This is a genomic window from Hymenobacter daecheongensis DSM 21074, from assembly GCF_900141805.1.
GTDB classification, from domain to species: Bacteria; Bacteroidota; Bacteroidia; order Cytophagales; family Hymenobacteraceae; genus Hymenobacter; species Hymenobacter daecheongensis.
Genome location: NZ_FQYN01000007.1, coordinates 107,632 through 128,122, shown reverse-complemented (window position 1 = coordinate 128,122; position 20,491 = coordinate 107,632). Strand labels below are relative to the sequence as shown.

At 58.8% G+C, this 20,491-nt stretch carries 17 protein-coding genes; 7 read left to right on the top strand and 10 right to left on the bottom strand.

The annotated features are described in order from the left end of the window. Positions 1–49: 49 nt before the first annotated feature. The 7 genes from BUB62_RS14290 to lepA form a co-directional block, all read right to left on the bottom strand. Positions 50–415, bottom strand: coding sequence for a hypothetical protein (locus tag BUB62_RS14290; RefSeq protein WP_073111181.1), 366 nt, complete (start codon positions 413–415; stop codon positions 50–52). A gap of 247 nt (positions 416–662) precedes the next feature. Beyond that, positions 663–1,028, bottom strand: coding sequence for a hypothetical protein (locus BUB62_RS14285; protein WP_073111180.1), 366 nt, complete (start codon positions 1,026–1,028; stop codon positions 663–665). Between the two features lie 319 nt (positions 1,029–1,347). Continuing rightward, positions 1,348–3,294, bottom strand: coding sequence for an OmpA family protein (locus BUB62_RS14280; protein ID WP_073111178.1), 1,947 nt, complete (start codon positions 3,292–3,294; stop codon positions 1,348–1,350). Between the two features lie 11 nt (positions 3,295–3,305). Next, entirely contained in the window at positions 3,306–3,956 is a 651-nt protein-coding gene (locus BUB62_RS14275; RefSeq protein ID WP_073111177.1) for a 7-carboxy-7-deazaguanine synthase QueE, read from the bottom strand. Positions 3,957–4,091: 135 nt separating this feature from the next. Continuing rightward, positions 4,092–5,006, bottom strand: coding sequence for a bifunctional 5,10-methylenetetrahydrofolate dehydrogenase/5,10-methenyltetrahydrofolate cyclohydrolase (locus BUB62_RS14270; protein WP_073111175.1), 915 nt, complete (start codon positions 5,004–5,006; stop codon positions 4,092–4,094). 13 nt (positions 5,007–5,019) lie between these two features. After that, entirely contained in the window at positions 5,020–5,199 is a 180-nt protein-coding gene (locus BUB62_RS14265) for a hypothetical protein (RefSeq protein ID WP_073111174.1), read from the bottom strand. Positions 5,200–5,298: 99 nt separating this feature from the next. Further along, entirely contained in the window at positions 5,299–7,086 is a 1,788-nt protein-coding gene (lepA, locus tag BUB62_RS14260; protein WP_073111409.1) for a translation elongation factor 4, read from the bottom strand. Positions 7,087–7,220: 134 nt separating this feature from the next. On the opposite strand from lepA, the gene BUB62_RS14255 reads away from it, so the two are divergent. From BUB62_RS14255 to BUB62_RS14230, 5 genes are all read left to right on the top strand, one after another. Beyond that, positions 7,221–8,060 (top strand): hypothetical protein, encoded by an 840-nt coding sequence (locus tag BUB62_RS14255; RefSeq protein ID WP_073111172.1) that lies wholly within the window; start codon positions 7,221–7,223, stop codon positions 8,058–8,060. 198 nt (positions 8,061–8,258) lie between these two features. After that, positions 8,259–10,433, top strand: a complete 2,175-nt coding sequence (locus tag BUB62_RS14250) for a catalase (RefSeq protein WP_073111170.1) — start codon at positions 8,259–8,261, stop codon at positions 10,431–10,433. 138 nt (positions 10,434–10,571) lie between these two features. Continuing rightward, positions 10,572–11,183, top strand: coding sequence for a Uma2 family endonuclease (locus BUB62_RS14245; protein ID WP_234988739.1), 612 nt, complete (start codon positions 10,572–10,574; stop codon positions 11,181–11,183). A gap of 712 nt (positions 11,184–11,895) precedes the next feature. Next, positions 11,896–15,384 carry a methylmalonyl-CoA mutase family protein gene (locus tag BUB62_RS14235; protein ID WP_073111166.1) on the top strand — a complete coding sequence of 1,163 codons (3,489 nt, stop codon included), beginning with the start codon at positions 11,896–11,898 and terminating at the stop codon, positions 15,382–15,384. Between the two features lie 126 nt (positions 15,385–15,510). Continuing rightward, entirely contained in the window at positions 15,511–16,752 is a 1,242-nt protein-coding gene (locus BUB62_RS14230; protein WP_073111164.1) for an ImmA/IrrE family metallo-endopeptidase, read from the top strand. Between the two features lie 148 nt (positions 16,753–16,900). On the opposite strand, the gene BUB62_RS14225 is transcribed toward BUB62_RS14230, so the two are convergent. After that, positions 16,901–17,242 (bottom strand): HepT-like ribonuclease domain-containing protein, encoded by a 342-nt coding sequence (locus BUB62_RS14225; protein WP_073111163.1) that lies wholly within the window; start codon positions 17,240–17,242, stop codon positions 16,901–16,903. Next, complete coding sequence (locus BUB62_RS14220; protein WP_073111161.1) at positions 17,232–17,534, bottom strand: nucleotidyltransferase family protein; 303 nt, start codon at positions 17,532–17,534, stop codon at positions 17,232–17,234. Before BUB62_RS14220 ends, BUB62_RS14225 begins: the two co-directional genes overlap by 11 nt. A 340-nt stretch (positions 17,535–17,874) precedes the next feature. Between BUB62_RS14220 and BUB62_RS14215 the strand changes: the two genes are divergently transcribed. Together BUB62_RS14215 and BUB62_RS14210 are read left to right on the top strand one after the other, a co-directional pair. Continuing rightward, complete coding sequence (locus BUB62_RS14215) at positions 17,875–18,654, top strand: MBL fold metallo-hydrolase (protein ID WP_073111159.1); 780 nt, start codon at positions 17,875–17,877, stop codon at positions 18,652–18,654. 190 nt (positions 18,655–18,844) lie between these two features. Next, positions 18,845–19,402: a transposase gene (locus BUB62_RS14210; protein WP_073111157.1), complete on the top strand. Its 558-nt coding sequence runs from the start codon at positions 18,845–18,847 to the stop codon at positions 19,400–19,402. 311 nt (positions 19,403–19,713) lie between these two features. On the opposite strand, the gene BUB62_RS14205 is transcribed toward BUB62_RS14210, so the two are convergent. After that, positions 19,714–20,388 (bottom strand): hypothetical protein, encoded by a 675-nt coding sequence (locus tag BUB62_RS14205; RefSeq protein WP_073111155.1) that lies wholly within the window; start codon positions 20,386–20,388, stop codon positions 19,714–19,716. Positions 20,389–20,491 lie beyond the last annotated feature (103 nt).

Genomic DNA, 20,491 nt, shown 5'->3' with positions numbered 1-20,491 from the left:
AAAGCCCGCTCGGAGCGGGCTTTTTTGTGGGCGTACTGCATTGCCAGAATCAGTTGCCACTCAGGGCCAACGTGCTGAGCTTGGCTTTGTTGTAGGCAGCCAGCTGCTGCGGCTTCAGCAGGGCAGCTAGGTCCCAGTCGTAGCGGGCCTGCAGTTCGGCCAGCTTCTCATCCATAACGGCGGGCGTGGCGGCAAACCGGCTCTTGATGGATTCCAGTTCCGTTATCATCACCAGGTTCAATCGCTTCACATGCACATACTGCCCCTCATTAAGCTGGGCAGTGGCAGCAATGCGCCGCGAAACCGAGGTAACCCGCTCGTGCAGGACCGCATCGGAGGAAGTCACGTTCTGGGCCCGCAGTAGCGGTGCACCAAGCATGAGCAGCAGACAGGCAGTGGTGTAAAGCTTTTTCATACGGTTGAAGATTGGTAAGAAGTGAGTTTGGAAAGAAAATGCTGGGGGTCGGGTTGTTAGGTTGAGTAAACATAGCTTAAATTTTACACAATTGAAACATTTTTTATAATTAAATACTTATAAAACAATAATAGTTATACCACCGATACCATTAGGTGGTTGTGCTGCCTCTTCAAGTTCTCAGTCTAGGGCGGCCAACAAAAAAGCCCGCTTACGGCGGGCTTTTTTTCCGGAGACGCGGAGCAATCTAGCGCGAGGGGCTGCCCAAGGCAGTCATGCTCATGCGAGACTGTTGATACATGGCTACCTGCTTGGGCCGCAGCAAGGAGGCAAGGTCCATCTCATAACGCATCTGGGCTTCGGCCAAGTGCTGATCCAGAATGGCCGGATCGGCAGCAAAACGGATTTTCAAGTCCTCGGATTCGGTCAGCATCTGGATGTTGAGGAGCTTTACTTTCAGGTATTGGCCTTCATCGAGCTGCACCTTGCCGGACATGGAGCGCGTCATGGTCGTGGCGCGGTTCTGAATGGCTACCGGGCCATCAGAATTGGCGGCCAGGGCCGCTACCTGTAGGCCCAGAAGCATAAAGGCGAAAATGGATGCTTTTTTCATTGTGGTGAACGGTTTGGGAAGGTTAGAAAGTGAAAAAGCGTGCAAATGATGGGGTGATCTTGATTTAGGAGTGAAGGAAAGCTGCGCAGTAAAACCCTTGCTGCTGATTTGCCGGGGAAACCGAATACCCAAAGATAATCTTTTTATTTAAAAATAAAAAGATTTTTTATAACTATTCTACTTTAAAGCTTTGATGCGACTCCCCTACCCTACTCATTATCAACTCGCTAAAAATCCCAGAAAAAAGGAATACTACAATCAAAAAAACCCTGTCACAGGTAGTGACAGGGTCTGAAAATCAGCTAAAAAGGCTGTGCAGCTACAGAATCCGGAACTCGATGCGCCGGTTTTGCTGCCGGTGCTGCTCGGTATCGTTAGCAATCAGCGGCTTGGTTTCGCCGTAGCCTTTAAAGCGCAGGCGGGCGGCCTTCACGCCATGCTCCACCAGATACGTGTACACGGAACGCGCCCGGTTCTGCGACAGGGTGATGTTGTCGGCATCGGCGCCCACATCATCCGTATGGCCGGATATCTCCACAGCCACGTCCTGGTACTGGCGCATGAACTGAATCAGCCGGTTCAGCTCCGTGCGCGACTTGGGCTTGAGGTCGAACTGATTGGTATCGAAAAACAGGTTGTTCAGCACGATGCTGCGGCCGGCACGGAGCGGCTCCAGATAGATATCCAGCGTGAGCGGGTCGAAGCTGCGCTTGTCGGAGTAATCGAAGCTCAGACTTTTCATCAGGTACTTATCGGCGGCGGCGTACATGGCGTACTGGCGGCCCTCGTTCAGCACCACGGTATAGTCGCCGTCTTCGGGGTCGGAGGTTACGTACTGGGTCAGCTCGTCGGTGAGCAGGTCGTAGAGCTGCACGTCGGCCTTGATGGGCTTTTTGGTGATGGCATCGAATACGCGGCCCTGGGTGTAAGTGCTGGTTTCGCGGGCTCGCACGGGCGGGGGCACCTCGAAGCCGAACAGCTCCACCGGCCGCTCCCGCTCCGACTTCACGCCCGGCTCCGTAGCCCGCGAGCGGGAGCAGAAGCCCCGGCGGTTATCGGAAGAAATGAACAGCGAGGCTTCGTTTTCAAACGTATTGAGCGGATAGCCTAGGTTTTGTGGGTCGCTCCACTTGCCATTGGGTGCCTGTAGCTCGCAGCGGTACACATCAAGCCCGCCCATGCCTACCAGCCCATCGGTGACGTAGTAGAGTGTGGTGCCGCTGGCATGAATGAAGGGGGCCATATCCTTGCCCGGCGTGTTCACGGGCTCGCCCAGGTTGCGGGCCGGGCTCCAGGTGCCATCGGGCTGCAGGGTGGTCACATAGAGGTCTTCCTGACCCTTACCGCCCCGGCGCGTGGAGGTGAAGTACAGCGTGCGCCCATCGGCCGAGAGCGTGGGCTGCGAGTCCCACTCTACCGAGTTTACGTTACGGCCCAGATTCTGGGGCTTGCTCCAGTTGTTGCCGGTGCGCCGCGAGATGTATAAGTCGCAGTTGCCTACGGCATTGGGCCGGTCGCAGGAGGCAAATACCAGGGTTTTGCCATCGCCCGAAATCGTGCCCGCGCCCTCGTTGTAGGGCGAATTGATGGCAGGGGAAATGGGCACGGGCTGGCCCAGGGAACCGTCTTTGTTCTGCTTGGCAATGTACAGGTCCTCGTCGCTCTGGGCGGTGGGGCGTGCCGTATAGAGCAGAAAGCGGTTGTCGGCGGTGAGGGCCGGGAAATACTGGAAGCGAAAGGTGTTCAGCGGCTCGGCCAGCCGCGCGGGCGTGATGCCGACCGGGCTGGCCATAGCCTTGAGGGCGAAGTCACAGTTCAGAAGCTGGCGCTGGGCCCGAAACACGAGCCGATGGCCCTTGGGGGCCGTTTTGACGTAGCGCCGGTAGTTCTCACCGGCCGTAGCGTAGTCGCCAAAGCTGATGGCCAGGTCGGCCAGCGTGTAGTAGTCGAGGGAGCGGGCCGGATTGAACGGTAGCTTACCCAGGCCGTCGCGGTAGGCTTCAAAAGCGCCCTGGTTCTCGCCCATCGCCTTCAGCAGGGACCCCTTCAGTAGATACGGCTCGCCCAGCGACGGAAACTTCTGATTAAGAACCGTCAGGGTTTCAATGGCCTTATCGAAGTGGCGCTCTTTGGCCTGCTCCTGCGCTTTCTCAAACAGATTGCGGGCTTTGGCATTGCTAATAGGCTTACTCTGAGCCACTACCGCACCAGCGGGCAGCAGACTAAGCACAACGGATAAAAACAGGACAGGTAGCAGACCGCGCATAGGGCCGGAAGCTACGGAATATCGAGGTATTTATGCGTCTGCAATGACACCTGCCAGCGCGGATTTTTTTTCACGTAATCCACTATGAGTGGGGTCATTTGGGCGGCGCGGCTCCATTCGGGCTGCAGGTACAGGCGCGTGTGCCCGCCCACTTGAGCGGCGTGCTCCTCAGCCCACTTAAAATCACTCTGGTTGAAGACGATAATTTTCAGCTCGTGGGCCTGCCGCAGTACGTCGGGCAGCGGGGCTTTGAACTTCTTGGGCGATACGCAGATCCAGTCCCAGGCCCCGCTGAGCGGATACGCGCCGGAGGTTTCAATCCAGTTCTGGCAGCCAGCCGCGTGCAGGGCGGCCGTCAGGTCGGTCAGGTCGTGCATCAGCGGCTCACCGCCCGTAATCACCACGTTGCGGCCGGGATGCTGCACCACGGCGGCCACCATATCGGCAATGGCCACGCGCGGGTGGGCCGCCGCGTCCCACGATTCCTTCACATCGCACCACACGCAGCCCACGTCGCAGCCGCCGAGGCGCAGGAAGTAGGCGGCGCGGCCCGTATTATAGCCTTCGCCCTGAATGGTGTAGAACTGCTCCATGAGGGGCAGCGCGGCCACCGCCGGCTCTGCGGCCAGGGGCACCGACGTAACGGGAAGTACGTGCAGCAAAACGAGAGGAAAAAGGTAAGTCCGATTTCCGCAACCGGCCCGGCTGCCGAAGCACCCCAGCCGGTTGCGGAAACCGGACCTCAAAATTACGACAACCCGCGCAGGTTTAAAAGGTTGGCGGGGAATAACTCCAGGCTAGCGCGGGTAGATTTCGCCCTTGGCCGCCCGTAGCGTGTTGAGCAGCAGCATGGCAATGGTCATGGGGCCCACGCCGCCGGGCACGGGCGTGATATAGCTGGCCTTGGGGGCTACGTCCTCAAAGCTCACGTCACCGCGCAGGGCCCAGCCGGCCTTCTTGGTGGCATCCTCGACGCGGGTGGTGCCCACGTCGATAACCACTGCACCAGGGCTTACCATATCGGCCGTCACGAAGCCGGGCCGGCCGATGGCCGCTACCAAGATGTCGGCCGTGCGGGTTATTTCGGCCAGGTTCTGAGTGCGGGAGTGGCATAAAGTTACGGTGCAGTTACCAGGCTCCAAGTTCTTAGCCAGCAAGATGCTAACCGGCGTACCAACAATGTTGCTCCGCCCGATAACCACGCAGTGCTTACCGTCCGTCACCAACTCATAGCGGCGCAGCAGCTCCACGATGCCCGAGGGTGTGGCGGGCAGCAGCGCCGGCAGGCCGGCCACCATCCGCCCGATGTTCATCGGGTGAAACCCATCCACGTCCTTCTCCGGCCGAATCGCCTCAATGACCTTGTTAGGGTCGATGTGCTTAGGCAGGGGCAGTTGCACGATGAAGCCGTCAATCTGCTCGTCCTGGTTCAGCTCGTCTACCTTGGCCAATAGCTCGGCTTCGGTGATGGTGTCTTCGTAGCGCAGCAGCGTGCTCTCGAAGCCCACCCGCTCGCAGGCCAGCACCTTGTTGCGCACGTAGGTTTCGGAGCCCCCGTCGTGGCCGACGAGGATGGCAGCCAGGTGTGGGGGCTTTTGGCCAGCGGCTTTGCGCTGGACTACTTCGGCGGCAATTTCCACTTTGATGTCTTCGGCGGTCTGCTTGCCGTCGATGAGGCGGTAGGTCGCGGGGGCTTCGGAAGTGGGGGTCATCGGCATAGGCGGACTATTCCTGGTTGGTTTTCTGGGTTTGTTCGTGCTGGGCAATGGCTTCGCGGCCGGACTGCAGAATGTTCTTCTCCATCTCGGGCCAATCGTCGCGCCACCGAAACTTGAGTTCCTGGCCGCGGCGGATTTTTTCCAGCTGCATTTCGGTCGTACAATCCTGGGTGAGCTTGTTTGTCATGGTATTAAATTAGTCACACAGAGCTTTTGCAAGGATTGCATGAGGTGAAAAAGAATGTTGGCGCAAAAAAAACGCGGCTCGGGGGCCGCGTTTCTGCAATCAGTCAAGCTTAAGGACGGCCAAAAAGGCCTCCTGAGGTATTTCCACGGAACCAACCGAGCGCATGCGCTTTTTGCCTTCCTTCTGCTTTTCGAGCAGCTTGCGCTTGCGCGAGATGTCGCCGCCGTAGCACTTGGCAATTACGTTTTTGCGCAGGGCCTTCACCGTTTCGCGGGCAATGATTTTCTGTCCGATGGAAGCCTGAATGGCAATGTCGAACATCTGGCGCGGCAGCAGCTCACGCAGCTTCTCACAGATGCGCTTGCCCCACTCATAGGATTTGGAGCGGTGCACGATGGCCGACAAGGCATCGACTTTCTCCCCGTTAAGCATAATGTCGAGCTTCACCATATCCGACTCGCGGAAGCCGATCAGCTCGTAGTCGAGCGAGGCGTAGCCGCGGCTGATGGTCTTGAGCTTGTCGAAGAAGTCGAACACGATTTCGGACAACGGCAGCTCAAAGTTCATCTCCACCCGCTCCGAGGTCAGGTAACTCTGGCCCTTAATAATGCCGCGCTTTTCCATGCACAGCGTGATGATGGCGCCCACGTACTCCGAGGCCGTGATGATCTGGGCCTTAATGTAAGGCTCCTCGATGTGCTTGATCAGGTTCGGCTCCGGCATTTCGGAGGGCGCGTTGATGGTCAGCAGTTGGTCCTTGGTGCCGGTAGCGTGAAACTGCACGCTGGGCACGGTGGTGATGACCGTCATGTTGAACTCGCGCTCCAGGCGCTCCTGCACGATTTCCATGTGTAGCATCCCCAGAAAGCCGCAACGGAAGCCGAAGCCCAGGGCGGCCGAGGTTTCGGGCTCCCACACCAGCGAGGCGTCGTTGAGCTGCAGCTTTTCCATGCTGGAACGCAACTCCTCATACTCGGTGGTATCGACGGGGTAGATACCGGCGAATACCATCGGCTTCACGTCCTCAAAGCCGTTGATGATTTCCTCGGTGGGCCGGGCCACGTTCGTAATCGTGTCGCCCACTTTCACTTCGCGGGCTTCCTTGATGCCGGAGATGAGGTAGCCCACGTTGCCGGCCGAAATTTCCTGGCGGGGCTCCTGGTTCAGGCCTAGAATGCCAATTTCATCGGCGCCGTACTCCTTGCCGGTGGCCATGAAGCGGAGCTTGTCGCCCTTGCGCATGGTGCCGTTCTTGATGCGGAACAGCACTTCGATACCGCGATAGGAGTTGTAGACCGAGTCGAAGATCAGCGCCTGCAACGGCGCCTCCGGGTCGCCTTTCGGGGCCGGGATTCGGTCGCAGATGGCGTTCAGGATGTTTTCGATGCCGATACCGGCCTTGCCCGAGGCGTGAATAATATCCTCGATGTCGCAACCGATCAGGTCCACGATTTCGTCGGACACTTCCTCGGGCATGGCGTGGGGCAGGTCGATTTTGTTGAGCACCGGAATGATTTCCAGGTCCGAACCGATGGCCAGGTAAAGATTGCTGATCGTCTGAGCCTCAATCCCCTGGGAGGCATCCACGATGAGCAAAGCGCCTTCGCAGGCAGCAATGGAGCGGGATACCTCGTAGCTGAAATCGACGTGGCCGGGGGTATCAATCAGGTTGAGCGTGTACATTTCCCCTTTGTAGGGGTACTGCATCTGAATGGCGTGGCTCTTGATGGTGATGCCCCGCTCCCGCTCCAGGTCCATGTTATCGAGCAGCTGAGCTTGCATATCGCGCTTCGAGACGGTGCTGGTAAATTCCAGCAGGCGGTCGGCCAGCGTGCTTTTGCCGTGGTCGATGTGGGCGATGATGCAGAAATTGCGGATGTTCTTCACTAGTGGCGTGTTTTCGAACTCAAAGGTAGGCAAAACCGCCCGCAAATGCTATTTCAGCACCTCACTCCGCCCGCTGGAAGTCAGGAGCAGACTCCTTATTTTTGGCCCCCGCAAGTCCTGTTTAACTCCTTATTATGTCCGCTCCGGCTTCTGTTGCTACGTCCAGCGCTACCACCAAAACTACTATAACGGCCCTGAACAGCACCGTTATTTACCTGCTGGCCTACCTGCTGATCAATGGCCTGCACCAGCTCAGCACGGTGGCTATGGCCGTGCGGCTAAGCATTCCGGGCGTGTGGGGCGTGAGCAGTATCAAATTTAGTATCAGCGACCCGGAATGGTGGCGTACGGCCGTGCTGGCCGTGTATGGCGTGGGGCCGGCCGTGTGCGCGGTGGTGGCCATTGGGGCCGGGCTCTGGTTCTGGAAGCGGGAACGGGGCAAGCGCGGCCTGCGCAAGCTGCTGCTGGTGTGGGTAGCCTTTCATGCCTGCAACCAGGTGCTGGGCGCAATGGTCGGCGACACGTTTACGGAATCGGGGGTCTGGTACGTGCCCAGCTGGCTGTTTCTGGCCGGCAATACTCCGAATGTAGTGGTGGCCGTGCTGTGCGGGCTGCTGCAGATGGTGGTGGGCTACGTGGCGGCGGTGGGCTTTCTGCAAACCCACGACTCGATAACCCTGATGCAGTATCCAAACCGCCGCAAGCTGATTGTGGCCACGATATTGATACCCTGGATGGCCGGCAGTGCGCTGCTGGCACTGCTCAAATATCCTGACCTGAGCCTGAATGAGCGCCTGCACTTTCTGACGATGGGCCTGCTGCTGCTGCCGTTGAGCCTGGCCTGCGCCAACGAGCTGTTTGAGTTTACCGTGGAATTTCCGCAAAAGACCAAAACTGCCTGGGGACTGCTGGCCCTGACCGGAGCCGTTGCCCTGGGGTGGTGGCTGCTTCTGGCCACGGGGCGGCATTTTTAGCCTGCTTATCGCGCTGTCTGCTAACGGCCGGGTCACCAAAGGGGTGGTCCGGCCGTTGGTTTTCTGGCAGGCTCCACTCCAACGAAGACCGCGCGGGCGCGTATGCAAGGCCAGCCTTTGGGCTTTGGAGGGACTTTCCTGCTCCTTATTTCCCCTGTCTTTCCTTTTGCCCGGCATTTACTCCATTATCCTGCTCTCATGGCCAAATCACCCAAATCCAACCAGAACTCCGCCCCTGCGCCGCCTGCCACCAACGCCAAGCTGGACGAGCTAAACCAGAACCGCGAAGACAGCACCGGCCAGCTGCTGACCTCCAACCAGGGCCTGCGCGTCAACGACGACCAGAACTCGCTGAAGGCCGGCGAGCGGGGCCCCACGCTGCTGGAAGACTTTCTGCTGCGGGAGAAAATCACGCACTTCGACCACGAGCGGATTCCGGAGCGCGTGGTGCACGCCCGCGGCGTGGCGGCCCACGGCTACTTTGAAGCCTACGACAACGCCAGCCAGTACTCCAAAGCCGCCTTCCTGCAGCCGGGCGTGCAAACGCCCATTTTCACCCGCTTCAGCACCGTAGCCGGCTTCCGCGGCTCCACCGATATGGCCCGCGACGTGCGTGGCTTCGCGGTGAAATTCTACACCCAGGAAGGCATTTACGACTTCGTGGGGAATAACATTCCGGTGTTTTTCATTCAGGATGCCATCAAGTTTCCGGACCTGATCCATGCCGTGAAGCCCGAGCCGCACAATGAGATTCCGCAGGCGGCCTCGGCTCACAACACCTTCTGGGACTTCATTTCGGCCAATCCGGAGTCGATGCACATGGTTTTGTGGACGATGTCGGACCGGGCCATTCCGCGCAATCTGCGCATGATGGAGGGCTTCAACGTGCACACCTGGCGGCTGATTGACGCGCAGGGTAAGTCGCGCTTCGTGAAATTTCACTGGAAGCCCAAGCTGGGCATCAAGTCGGTGGTGTGGGACGAGGCGCTGCAGATTTCGGGCAAAGACCCCGACTTCCACCGCCGCGACCTGTGGGAAAACATCGAGGCCGGCAACTTTCCCGAGTGGGAATTGGGCGTGCAGGTGGTGGAGGAAGAGGACGAGTTCAAGTTCGATTTCGACCTGCTCGACGCCACCAAGGTCATTCCCGAGGAGCTGGTGCCCGTCACCATTATCGGCCGGATGGTGCTGAACCGCAACCCCGACAACTACTTCGCCGAAACCGAGCAGGTGGCCTTCCACCCCGGCCACATCGTGCCCGGCATCGATTTCACCAACGACCCGCTGCTGCAGGGCCGGCTGTTTTCCTACACCGATACCCAGCTCACGCGCCTGGGCAGCCCGAATTTCCACGAAATTCCGATCAACCGCTCCATCGCGCCTATCCACAACAACCAGCGCGACGGCCACATGCGCCAGCAGATCAACGTGGGCAAGTTTAGCTATGGCCCCAACCTGCTCCACGACAACGCGCCCCGGCAGGCCAAGCAGGCCGAAGGCGGCTTTGTGAGCCACAATGAGCGCGTGGAGGCGCACAAAGTACGGGCCCGCAGCAAGAGCTTCGTCGATCATTACTCGCAGGCCCGCCTGTTCTGGAACAGCCAGGCCGAGATTGAGAAAGTCCACATCATCAAAGCCCTGCGCTTCGAGCTGGGCAAGGTGGAAGCCGAATCGGTGCGGAAGCGCATGCTGCTGCAGCTCTCCCTGGTGGCCGATGAGCTGGCCAGCCGCGTAGCCAAAGGGCTGGGCCTGGAAGTGCCTTCGGCCGAGGGCGTGCAGCTCAACTACGGGCTCGGGGCCGATGCCGACGTGGCGGCGCATCAGTCGAAGCCCGCTACCGGCAACGAGCCGAAATCGGCGGCGCTGAGCATCGAAAACCACCCGCTGAACGCCAAAAAGAGCATCGCAACCAAGCAGGTAGCTATTCTGGCTGCCGATGGGGCCGATGCTGCCTCCATTGCGGCGCTCAAAAAGGCGCTGGAAGCCGGCGGAGCCACGGCCAAGCTGGTGGCTCCGCATCTGGGCCACCTGCGCACCAGCGGCGGCGAGGCCCTGCGCATTGATTTCAGCCTGCAAACTACCGCCTCCGTCCTCTTCGATGGCGTGTACGTGGCCGGTGGCGAGCAAAGCGTGCAGGCCCTCCTGCAGCAGCACGACGCGCTGCATTTCGTGAATGAAGCCTACCGCCACTGCAAGCCCGTAGGCGCGGCCCCGGCCGGCAAAGCGCTGCTGAGCGCCGCGGCCTACGGCGGCGCCAAGGACATCCTGAGCGGCGACGGCGTGAGTGTCGGCGACGGAGCCGATAAGTTTGTGCAGGATCTGGCCACGGGCCGCTTCTGGAGCCGCGAGCTGAAGGCAGAGCCGAAAGTGTAGTGTAGTCTTAGGCGGCTTTTTCCGCCCAGAAAATCAAAGCCCTGATACACTGTATCGGGGCTTTTTTTGGTACTGTGGGCCAACCTCGTGCAACGGCAGCTCTGCCATATTGTGCCTCTTATTCCTTAGCTTCACCTTATGAAGATGCATCTGGAACTGCCTGATCTGACCCCGCTCCGGCTAAGCGGTCCGCACCTGGCGGAAATGACGGACGACGAGTTCTTCAGCTTCTGTCAGCAGCATGCCGACCTGCGCATTGAGCGCACGGCCACCCACGAAATCCTGATTATGTCGCCCACCGGCAGCCGCTCCGGCAAACGCAACGCCCGCCTGAACGGCCAACTATACCTCTGGTTTAGCACCCATTCCCATCTGGGCGAAGTTTTCGACTCCAACACCGGCTTCACCCTCCCCGACGGTTCCGTCCTGTCACCGGATGCTTCCTGGGTTTCGGCGGCCAAATGGAATGCGCTGACGGCCGAGCAACAGGATAAATTCGCGCCGGTGTGCCCGGAGTTTGTGGTCGAATTGAAATCTGCTTCTGATTCCACTAAAACCCTGCAGGCCAAGATGCTCGACTGGCTCCGCAATGGAGCGCAGCTGGCCTGGCTGCTGGTGCCGGAAACCGAAACAGCCTACCTCTACCGCCCTGGCCAGCCGGAGCCCGAAACCGTGCAGGGCTTCGATAACGAACTGTCTGGCGAAACGGTGTTGCCGGGGTTGCGGCTGCGGCTGGCCGAGCTGCGGTAGCCGGAACGGTTCAGCGCGGCCTATTACCGCCTGTCACCCGAATAGCACGGCATGTCAGCCCCGCACAGTGGCATGTCACGCTCGCACGGTGCCATGTCACCCCTTCTCAGTGCCATGTCACGCTCGCACGGTGCCATGTCACCTCCGTTCAATGGCATGTCACGTCTTGCGAGAGCCATGTCACGCTCATTCAGTGGCATGACACCCCGTGCGAAGGCCATGTCACCCCTATCAAGTGCCATGACGGCCCCAGCGGAAGCCTTGCCACCTCCGCAGCGGCCCATGCCACCCGGAAAGCTGCCCTTATTGCCGGACCATTGGACCTTTTCAGACACGCCCTAGCTACCACCAGCCCCAGCGGGGCGACATATCGGTAGAAACAACTAAGAAGAACCGGAAAAAGCCCCAGCGGGGCGACACCAATCGTCGAACGACGGTGCCGCCCCGCCCCTTGCCGTCGCTCGGCTGTGCCGAGTGCCCCCTACGCGCCGAGCATCTAGGCTGCGAATTGCTCCGCGCCTTTTGAACGCTTAACCCAGCTGGCGCGGGACGCTCGCGGCCCAGCCGCTCCGGCGCAGGGAGTCACTCGGCACAGCCGAGCGACGGCAGGCTCCACTTTTCAGCAATACGCAACAAACCCGCCCCGGCGCTACCACGCCGGGGCTTTTTGCGTACCTTCGCTACCCCAAATTCCACCCAACTCCCCTGCGCTATGCAAGCTGCTCCCGCTGCTCCTTATAAGCCCAAAAACCATATCCGCATCGTCACGGCTGCCGCCCTCTTCGATGGGCACGACGCCGCCATCAACATCATGCGCCGCATCATTCAGAGCAGCGGCGCCGAAGTGATTCACCTGGGCCACAACCGCTCGGTGCAGGAAATCGTGGATTGCGCCATCCAGGAAGATGCCCAGGCCATTGCTATTACCAGCTACCAGGGCGGCCACAACGAGTATTTCAAGTACATGCACGACCTGCTCAAGGAGCGGGGCGCGGGCCACATCCGCTTGTTCGGCGGCGGCGGCGGCGTGATTCTGCCCACCGAAATCGAGGACCTGCACGCCTACGGCATCGAGCAGATCTACTCCCCCGACGCCGGCCGCGCCATGGGCCTGCAAGGCATGATCAACGACCTGCTCCAGCGTTGCGACTTCCCCACCGGCCAGAACCTGAACGGCGAAGTCACCCACCTCAAGGAAAAGGACGCCCGCAGCATCGGCCGCCTCATCTCCGCCGCCGAAAACTTCCCCGAAGAATTTGAGAAGGTGCGCAAGGACTTAGTTGCTAGTTATCAGCTGTCAGTTGTCAGTGAAAAAGGCAATCAAAAGAGCGACCTAACAACTGACAACGAACAACTAACAACTAAAACCCCAATTCTGGGCATCACCGGCACGGGCGGCGCGGGCAAGTCGAGCTTGGTGGATGAGCTGGTGCGGCGCTTCCTGATGGACTTCCCCGAGAAGACCATTGCCATCATCTCCGTGGACCCCTCGAAGCGCAAGACCGGCGGGGCGCTCTTGGGCGACCGGATCCGGATGAACTCCATCAACAGCCCCCGCGTGTACATGCGCAGCCTGGCCACCCGCCAGAGCAACCTGGCCCTGAGCAAGTACGTGCAGGACGCCGTGGACGTGGTGCGGGCCGCCGAGTTCGACCTGATCATCCTCGAAACCTCCGGCATCGGGCAGAGTGACACCGAAATCATCGAGCACTCCGACGCCAGCCTCTACGTGATGACGCCCGAGTACGGCGCGGCCACGCAGCTGGAGAAAATCGACATGCTCGACTTCGCCGACGTCATTGCCCTCAACAAGTTCGACAAGCGCGGCGCCCTCGACGCCCTGCGCGACGTGCGCAAGCAGTACCAGCGCAACCACGGCCACTGGGACCAGCCCCTCGACGAGATGCCCGTGTTCGGCACCATTGCTTCCCAGTTCAACGACCCGGGCATGAACCGCTTGTACCGCGCCATCCTGAGCACCGTAGAAGCCAAGACCGGCGTGCCCTTCGCCTCGCAGCTGGCCACCAGCAAAGAGGACTCGGAGAAGATCTACATCATCCCGCCGCACCGCACCCGTTACCTTTCCGAAATCGCCGAAACCAACCGCCAATATGACCAGTGGGTTCAAAAACAAGCTGACGTTGCTCAACAGCTCTATGGGATCCGACAAGCCGTCGGAGCCGTCCAAAGCCTCGGGAACGCCGCTGGCGGACCTGGCAGCGGGAACGGCAGCCACCAACCCGATGCCGGAGCACTCGTGGCCGGCCTGGAGAGCACCTTCGAGGAGGTCAAACTCCGGCTGGACGGGCAGAACTGGAAACTCCTGGAAACCTGGCCGCAGAAAGTAGCCGCCTACAAGGCCCCGGAGTTCGTGTTCAAGGTGCGCGACAAGGAAATCCGCATCCAGACGCACACCACCAGCCTCTCTAACCAGCAGATTCCCAAAGTCAGTTTGCCGCGCTACACGGCCTGGGGTGACTTGCTGCGCTGGCAACTGCAGGAGAACGTGCCCGGCGAGTTTCCCTACACGGCCGGCGTGTTTCCGTTCAAGCGCGAAGGCGAAGACCCGACCCGCATGTTTGCCGGTGAAGGCGGCCCCGAGCGGACAAACCGCCGCTTCCACTACGTGAGTATGGGCCTGCCCGCCAAGCGCCTGAGCACGGCCTTCGACTCGGTGACGCTCTACGGCGAAGACCCCGACCACCGGCCCGACATCTACGGCAAGATCGGCAACGCCGGCGTGAGCATCTGCTGCCTCGACGACGCCAAGAAGCTCTACTCGGGCTTCAACCTGGCCAACCCCAGCACCTCGGTGTCGATGACCATCAACGGCCCCGCCGCCACGCTGGCCGCCTTCTTCATGAACGCCGCCATCGACCAGCAGTGCGAGCTATACATTAAGGAGCACGGCCTGGAAGCGGAAACCGACGCCAAAATCAACCAGCTCTACGCCGACAAGGGCCTCGCCCGCCCCCGCTACCAGGGCGAGCTGCCCGCCGGCAACGACGGCCTGGGCCTCATGCTGCTCGGCGTCACCGGCGACCAGGTGCTGCCCGCCGACGTGTACCACACCATCAAAACCCGCACCCTGAGCCAGGTGCGCGGCACCGTGCAGGCCGACATTCTCAAGGAAGACCAGGCCCAGAACACCTGCATCTTCAGCACCGAATTCGCCCTGCGCCTGATGGGCGACGTGCAGGAGTACTTCATCAAGGAGAAGGTCCGCAACTTCTACTCGGTGTCCATTTCCGGCTACCACATTGCCGAGGCTGGCGCCAATCCCCTCACCCAGCTGGCCCTCACGCTGAGCAACGGCTTCACCTTTGTGGAGTACTACGTGAGCCGGGGCATGAGCGTGAACGACTTCGCGCCCAACCTCTCGTTCTTCTTCTCCAACGGCATCGACCCCGAGTACGCCGTCATCGGCCGGGTAGCCCGCCGCATCTGGGCCAAGGCCATGAAGCTGAAGTACGGTGCCGACGCCCGGAGCCAGATGCTGAAGTACCACATCCAGACCAGCGGCCGGAGCCTGCACGCCCAGGAAATCGACTTCAACGATATCCGCACCACCCTGCAGGCCCTCTACGCCATCTACGACAACTGCAACTCCCTGCACACCAACGCCTACGACGAGGCCATTACCACGCCCACCGAGGAATCGGTGCGCCGGGCCATGGCCATCCAGCTCATCATCAACCGGGAGCTGGGCCTGGCCAAAAACGAAAACCCGCTCCAGGGCTCCTTCATCATCGAGGAGCTCACCGACCTGGTGGAAGAGGCAGTACTCATGGAGTTTGACCGCATAACGGAGCGCGGCGGCGTGCTGGGCGCCATGGAAACCATGTACCAGCGCGGCAAGATTCAGGAGGAAAGCATGCACTACGAGATGCTCAAGCACACGGGCGAGTACCCTATCATCGGCGTGAATACCTTCCTCTCCTCCAAAGGCTCGCCCACGGTGGTGCCCGCCGAGGTGATCCGCGCCACCGACGAGGAAAAGCAGTACCAGATCGAAATGCTCAACATCCTGCACACCCGCAACGCCGACCAGACCGCCAGCCGCCTCAAGCAGCTCCAGCAAGTCGCCATTGCCAACGGCAACCTCTTCGCCGAGCTGATGGAAACGGTGAAGTTCTGCTCATTGGGGCAGATTACAAATGCGCTGTTCGAGGTTGGGGGGCAGTATCGTCGGAATATGTAATTCGTAGCTATCTTGGCTGGATGAAGCCATTATATAAGAATGGTTTTATACACGAATTGACATCCGTCAGCCGCGTATAAAACCATTCTTTTTTATATTAGCTAATACTTGCAAAAATCTGATATCATGAATACTACCGCAAAAGGAGATGCTTTTGAAGAAAGAGCTTTACGCATTATTGAAACCATGATAGAGGAAAAGAGAATCGCTGTCATGGCTGACGCATATACAATCAAGAAAAAGGAACCATATTATTCACACGCTAGAAAAGGCAATATTATTTTTGATTTAACAGTAGAAGTTCAACCTCCTGGCGCCGATAGATATTCTCTCATTTATATCATAGAGTGCAAGGACTATAAGACACCAATATCAATAGATAGACTCGAAGCTTTTTCCAAAAAGATTGAACAAGTCGCACCTAGAAACTCAAAGGCAGTATTCATTGCCACAAGCAGATTTCAAAAATCGGCTCACAATTTTGCTGAATCACAAGGCATAATGCTTGTTGGCGTAGACATAAGTAATCAATACAATATTGTATTGTACAATAAATTAAGATCAAATACAGTCATAGACTTCTATAACAAGAATAAAGTCAAATTAGATCAAGGAGAAAAGCACTTAGAAAAAGAAATAGATACGACACTGATCAAGGCATTCCAGAATATAAAAGGCATTGAGAACAACGTTAAAAATTACTCCAAAGAAAATATAGAATTAATAGCCAACGAAGTCCTCAATCATATAGACCCAGGAATATTAAACTGCGAAAGAGTCGCATCTATAGACGACTTGGTTGAATACACAAATAAAATCTTAGGCCTTAGAATCAAGAACACCAACAACGCAGCTATTTTCGGATGCTTCGATGCTAACAACCAAAACATCCAAGTTAACCATAGTTTGTACAAAGCAAAAAGATATAAATTTGTTTTAGCACATGAAATTGGCCACTGTATAATCCATGACGGGACAATTGTTGAAAGTGAATTAATAAACACACTACCTGATTCCGAGTACAGCTTTAAAACGAACAAACATAGCCTGAAGAACGAAAAGCAGTGGATAGAGTGGCAAGCAAATTACTTCGCCGCATGTTTAACGATGCCCAAAGTCCCGCTTATGGCTACGCTACTACAATACCAAAGAAGATTCGGTGTAAGAGAAGGCCATCTATACGTAGATGATCAGCCTGGCAACATTAAGGACTTTATAAAAATCATCAATGCTATGTCTATACGCCTTGAACTATCTAAAACTTCTATAATAAATAGATTGAAAGGGCTTGGAAAATTCACTGATAACTCTAGGGCTAGATCTATCGGACAGATAATGCATGATTACCAAAGTCAATTGGTTATATAACACCCCATCTGGCGCGAGTTTAGGCGCAGCCGTAACTCGTGTCCAGCCATAACGTGGAGGTTGTACCTCCACTGCCGCGCCAGCGGCAAGCCGGAACCGCGCCGCCTGAAGCAATTTGGGCGGCGCGGTTCGTTTCCAGAAAACTTACTTATTCCCCACCCAGCAGCGCCACCACCTCTGCCTTCAACAACGGCAGGTGGCGCACCACGATACTCCACACCATCTCATCCGACACAGTATCGTAGCCGTGGATGATGCGGTTGCGGGTGGCTATGATCTGACGGGCACTGGTAAGGGCGAAAGCTGGCTCTAGCTTCAGGATTCGCCCTACGGCCTCCCCCATTATTTCCAGGTTGCGCTCGGTGGCGCGGCGGGTACGCACATCCTGCTGGTAGCGGGTGAAGTCCAGCGGCTGCCCGGCGAAGAAGCCTTCCGTTTCGGTAATGGCCTGTAGCACATCGTGCAGGCAGGCGCGAATTTCAGGCTGCATATACCAACTGCTGCGTGGCTTCGAGCTGCTGCCGGAAGTACGGGTTGCGCACGGCCTGGGCTTCGAGCAGGTCAACCGACCGGCCTAGTACCTCTTCCAGCGCAAACTTGAAGCGGAAATAGTTATCGGCATAGTCTTCCAGCGGCATGGGCTCAAACTCGGCCACTAAGTCAACGTCACTGTCGGGGCGAAAACCGTCTGTCAGCACCGAGCCGAATACCATCAGTCGGCGCACCCGGTGCTGCTGGCACAGGTGTTTGAGAGCTTCAGAGTACAAGGAGAGTGGCTGCATAACCAGCGAAAGATAAGTGGATTCGCCAAACTGGCGCGCGTTTAGGCGCAGCCGTAACTCGTACCCAGCTATACTGTGGAGGTTGTACCCCCCCATGCAGTCGCTCGGCTGTGCCGAGTGACACGTGTGCCGGAGGGGCTCTGCCCCGAGCGTCCCGCGCCGCTGGCTCGTTCTAGCCGCACCAGCCAATTCGCAGCAGAGCTGCTCACGCGTAAGTGTCACTCGGCACAGCCGAGCGACTGCAACACGCCAGTTACCCTCTGCAAACGCCTTCCCCAGAACTTTCACCCCCGCCCTGAGTTAGCAACTTATTGCCTTCTACCTCACCAGTAAAAACCTAATGAAATCCACCCTTATCCTCGCGGCGGCCCTGGCGGCGTTTACTACATCGGCCCAAGCCCAAACCGCCCCCGCGCCGCGCGCGGCCGCCGACCAGATTGCTACCAAGAAAGGCCCGCTCATGGTGCAGCCCATCACCCACGGCAGCGTGGTGTTTACCTGGAACGGCAAGACCATTTACGTGGACCCCTACGGCGGAGCCGCGGCCTACGCCGGCCTGGCCGCCCCCGATGTCATCGTCATCACCGACATTCACGGCGACCACCTCGACCCGAAAACACTGGCGGGTCTTTCCGTGGGCAAGGCCCTGATGATCGTGCCCCAGGCCGTGGCCGATAAGCTGCCCGCCGAATACAAAGCCCAGGTCCGCATCCTGCGCAACGGGCAGCGGCTCGACACGCTGGGCATGCAGGTTTCGGCCATTCCGATGTACAACCTGCCCGAAGCCCCCGACGCCATGCACACCAAAGGCCGGGGCAACGGCTACGTGCTCAGCCTGGGCGGCAAAAACGTGTACCTGTCCGGCGACACCGAAGACATTGCCGAGATGCGCGCCCTCAAGGGCATCGACGTGGCCTTCGTGTGCATGAACCTGCCCTACACCATGGACGTGCAGCAGGCCGCGCAGGGTGTACTGGCCTTCAAGCCGGGCATTGTGTATCCGTATCACTATCGGGGCCAGAGCGGCCTGAGCGACGTGGACGGCTTCAAGAAAACCGTGAACACGGCCAACAAGAAAATTGACGTCCGTCTGCGCAACTGGTATCCGGCGGCCCAGTAAGCCAACTACAACCTGGCACGAGTTACAGCTACGCCGTCTGGAGCAATCCAGGCGGCGTTTTGCTGAGCCATACCGCCGGGTGTAGAGACGCATAGTTGCGTCTCAATCGTTGCTGACGTTGGTTATCTTGCGCGCAAGCGTCCTCGTTCAACGACGAGACGCGAATACGCGTCTCTACATCGTTCTATTTATGGATACCGAATTATACAGCGACCGATACCGCGTGGCCACAGCTAGGCTGCGGGGCTATGACTACGGGCAGAACGGGGCCTACTTCGTCACCATCTGCACCCGGCACCGCACCCGCTACTTCGGCGAAATCGTGGTGCCGAACCACGACTGGGACCAGGCCCACCTGGCGCCTACTCTGGTGGCCGCGCTGGTGCAGGCCTGCTGGCAGCAGATCCCAACCCGCTTTCCCTTCGTGACGCTGGATGCCTTCGTCCTCATGCCCGACCACCTGCACGGCCTGCTGCTGTTCGATAAGCCCACCGAACCCGTCCCAAACCTGTACTACGAAAACCGCTTTACTCCCCAACGCGAAAACCTGGCGGCCATCCTGCGCGGCTTCAAAGCCGGTGCCACCTCCCAGGCCCGCCACGCCGCCCTGCCTCTCGCCTGGCAACCCCGCTACCACGACCGGGTGGTGCGCAACGACCTAGAGCTAGACAAAATCCGCAGCTACATCATCACCAATCCCAGCCGCTGGCAGCACGAGCATTTCGGCGAAGAAGGCCTGTTCCGCTAGCCCGCTGTAGAGACGCGTATTCGCGTCTCCTCGTTGAACGACCAGCACCGCGCCAGCCATACCCATTACAAACAACGTCAGCAACGAGGAGACGCGAATACGCGTCTCTACACCGTTCGCGCCACTCGAATAACCAGCATCTATCTACCCGCTGTAGAGACGCGTATTCGCGTCTCCTCGTTGAACGGCCAACACCATACCGACAAACAACGTCAGCAACGAGGAGACGCGAGTACGCGTCTCTACACCCGTTACCCGAAACAAAGCCGGCCCGCTCTCACAAGCGGGCCGGCTCTTATTTCACCCAACCTCTACGCCACGGCCGCGCCGCCTCTCCCGCCCGTCGTCACCAGCTTGCGAGCCTGGGTGTAGCCGTTGTACAGCTCCCGGTCAAGCAGTTTGAAGGCTTTCATGTCGGCATCCAACTGGCGCACCTCGTCCATCAGGGCATCCAACAGTTCTTCCAGCGCGGCCCCCGCCACCACCCGCTCGTTAATGGTTTTGCGCGCGGCGGGCTGCGCCGTTTTGAAAGTGGCCAGCGCGTCGCGCAGCGGCTGCAGGGCCTTGGCCGTGAGGCCCTGCTTGGCCAGCTCCGGCACCACGTCGGGGCGGGCGGCGCTGGCCAGCACCGCGTCTACCACCCCCACGAACGCCAGCGGCCGCAGCTTCCGCAGCTGCTTGCTGCTGAGCGTGGCCGAGGCCAGCAGGTCGTTGTCCTGGAGGCGGGTGGCAATGCGGCTCAGGGGGCCCAGCAGGGCCGGCAGCAGCTCCAGCAGCGTCTTTTTGGCCGCTTTGGCATCGGCCGTCAGGCTCTTGGTGCGCTTGGCCGTGCCGCCGCGGGCGCCCTCCACCTGGGCATAGTGCTCGGCTACCTCGTCGGCCTGCTCAGCCGCCACCTCGCTGGCCGCCAGCGCGTCTTTGTTCTCCGTCACATAATCCACCACCTGCCCACACATCACTAACTGGTCTTCTTTGTCCTTATTCATAAAACGATATACATAGCAGAACCGCTCTGCCCGGCGTGATAAGCCCTTGCTTACCGCACCCAAAGTATTCGAATTACGCCACAATACCTACCCACCTAAAACC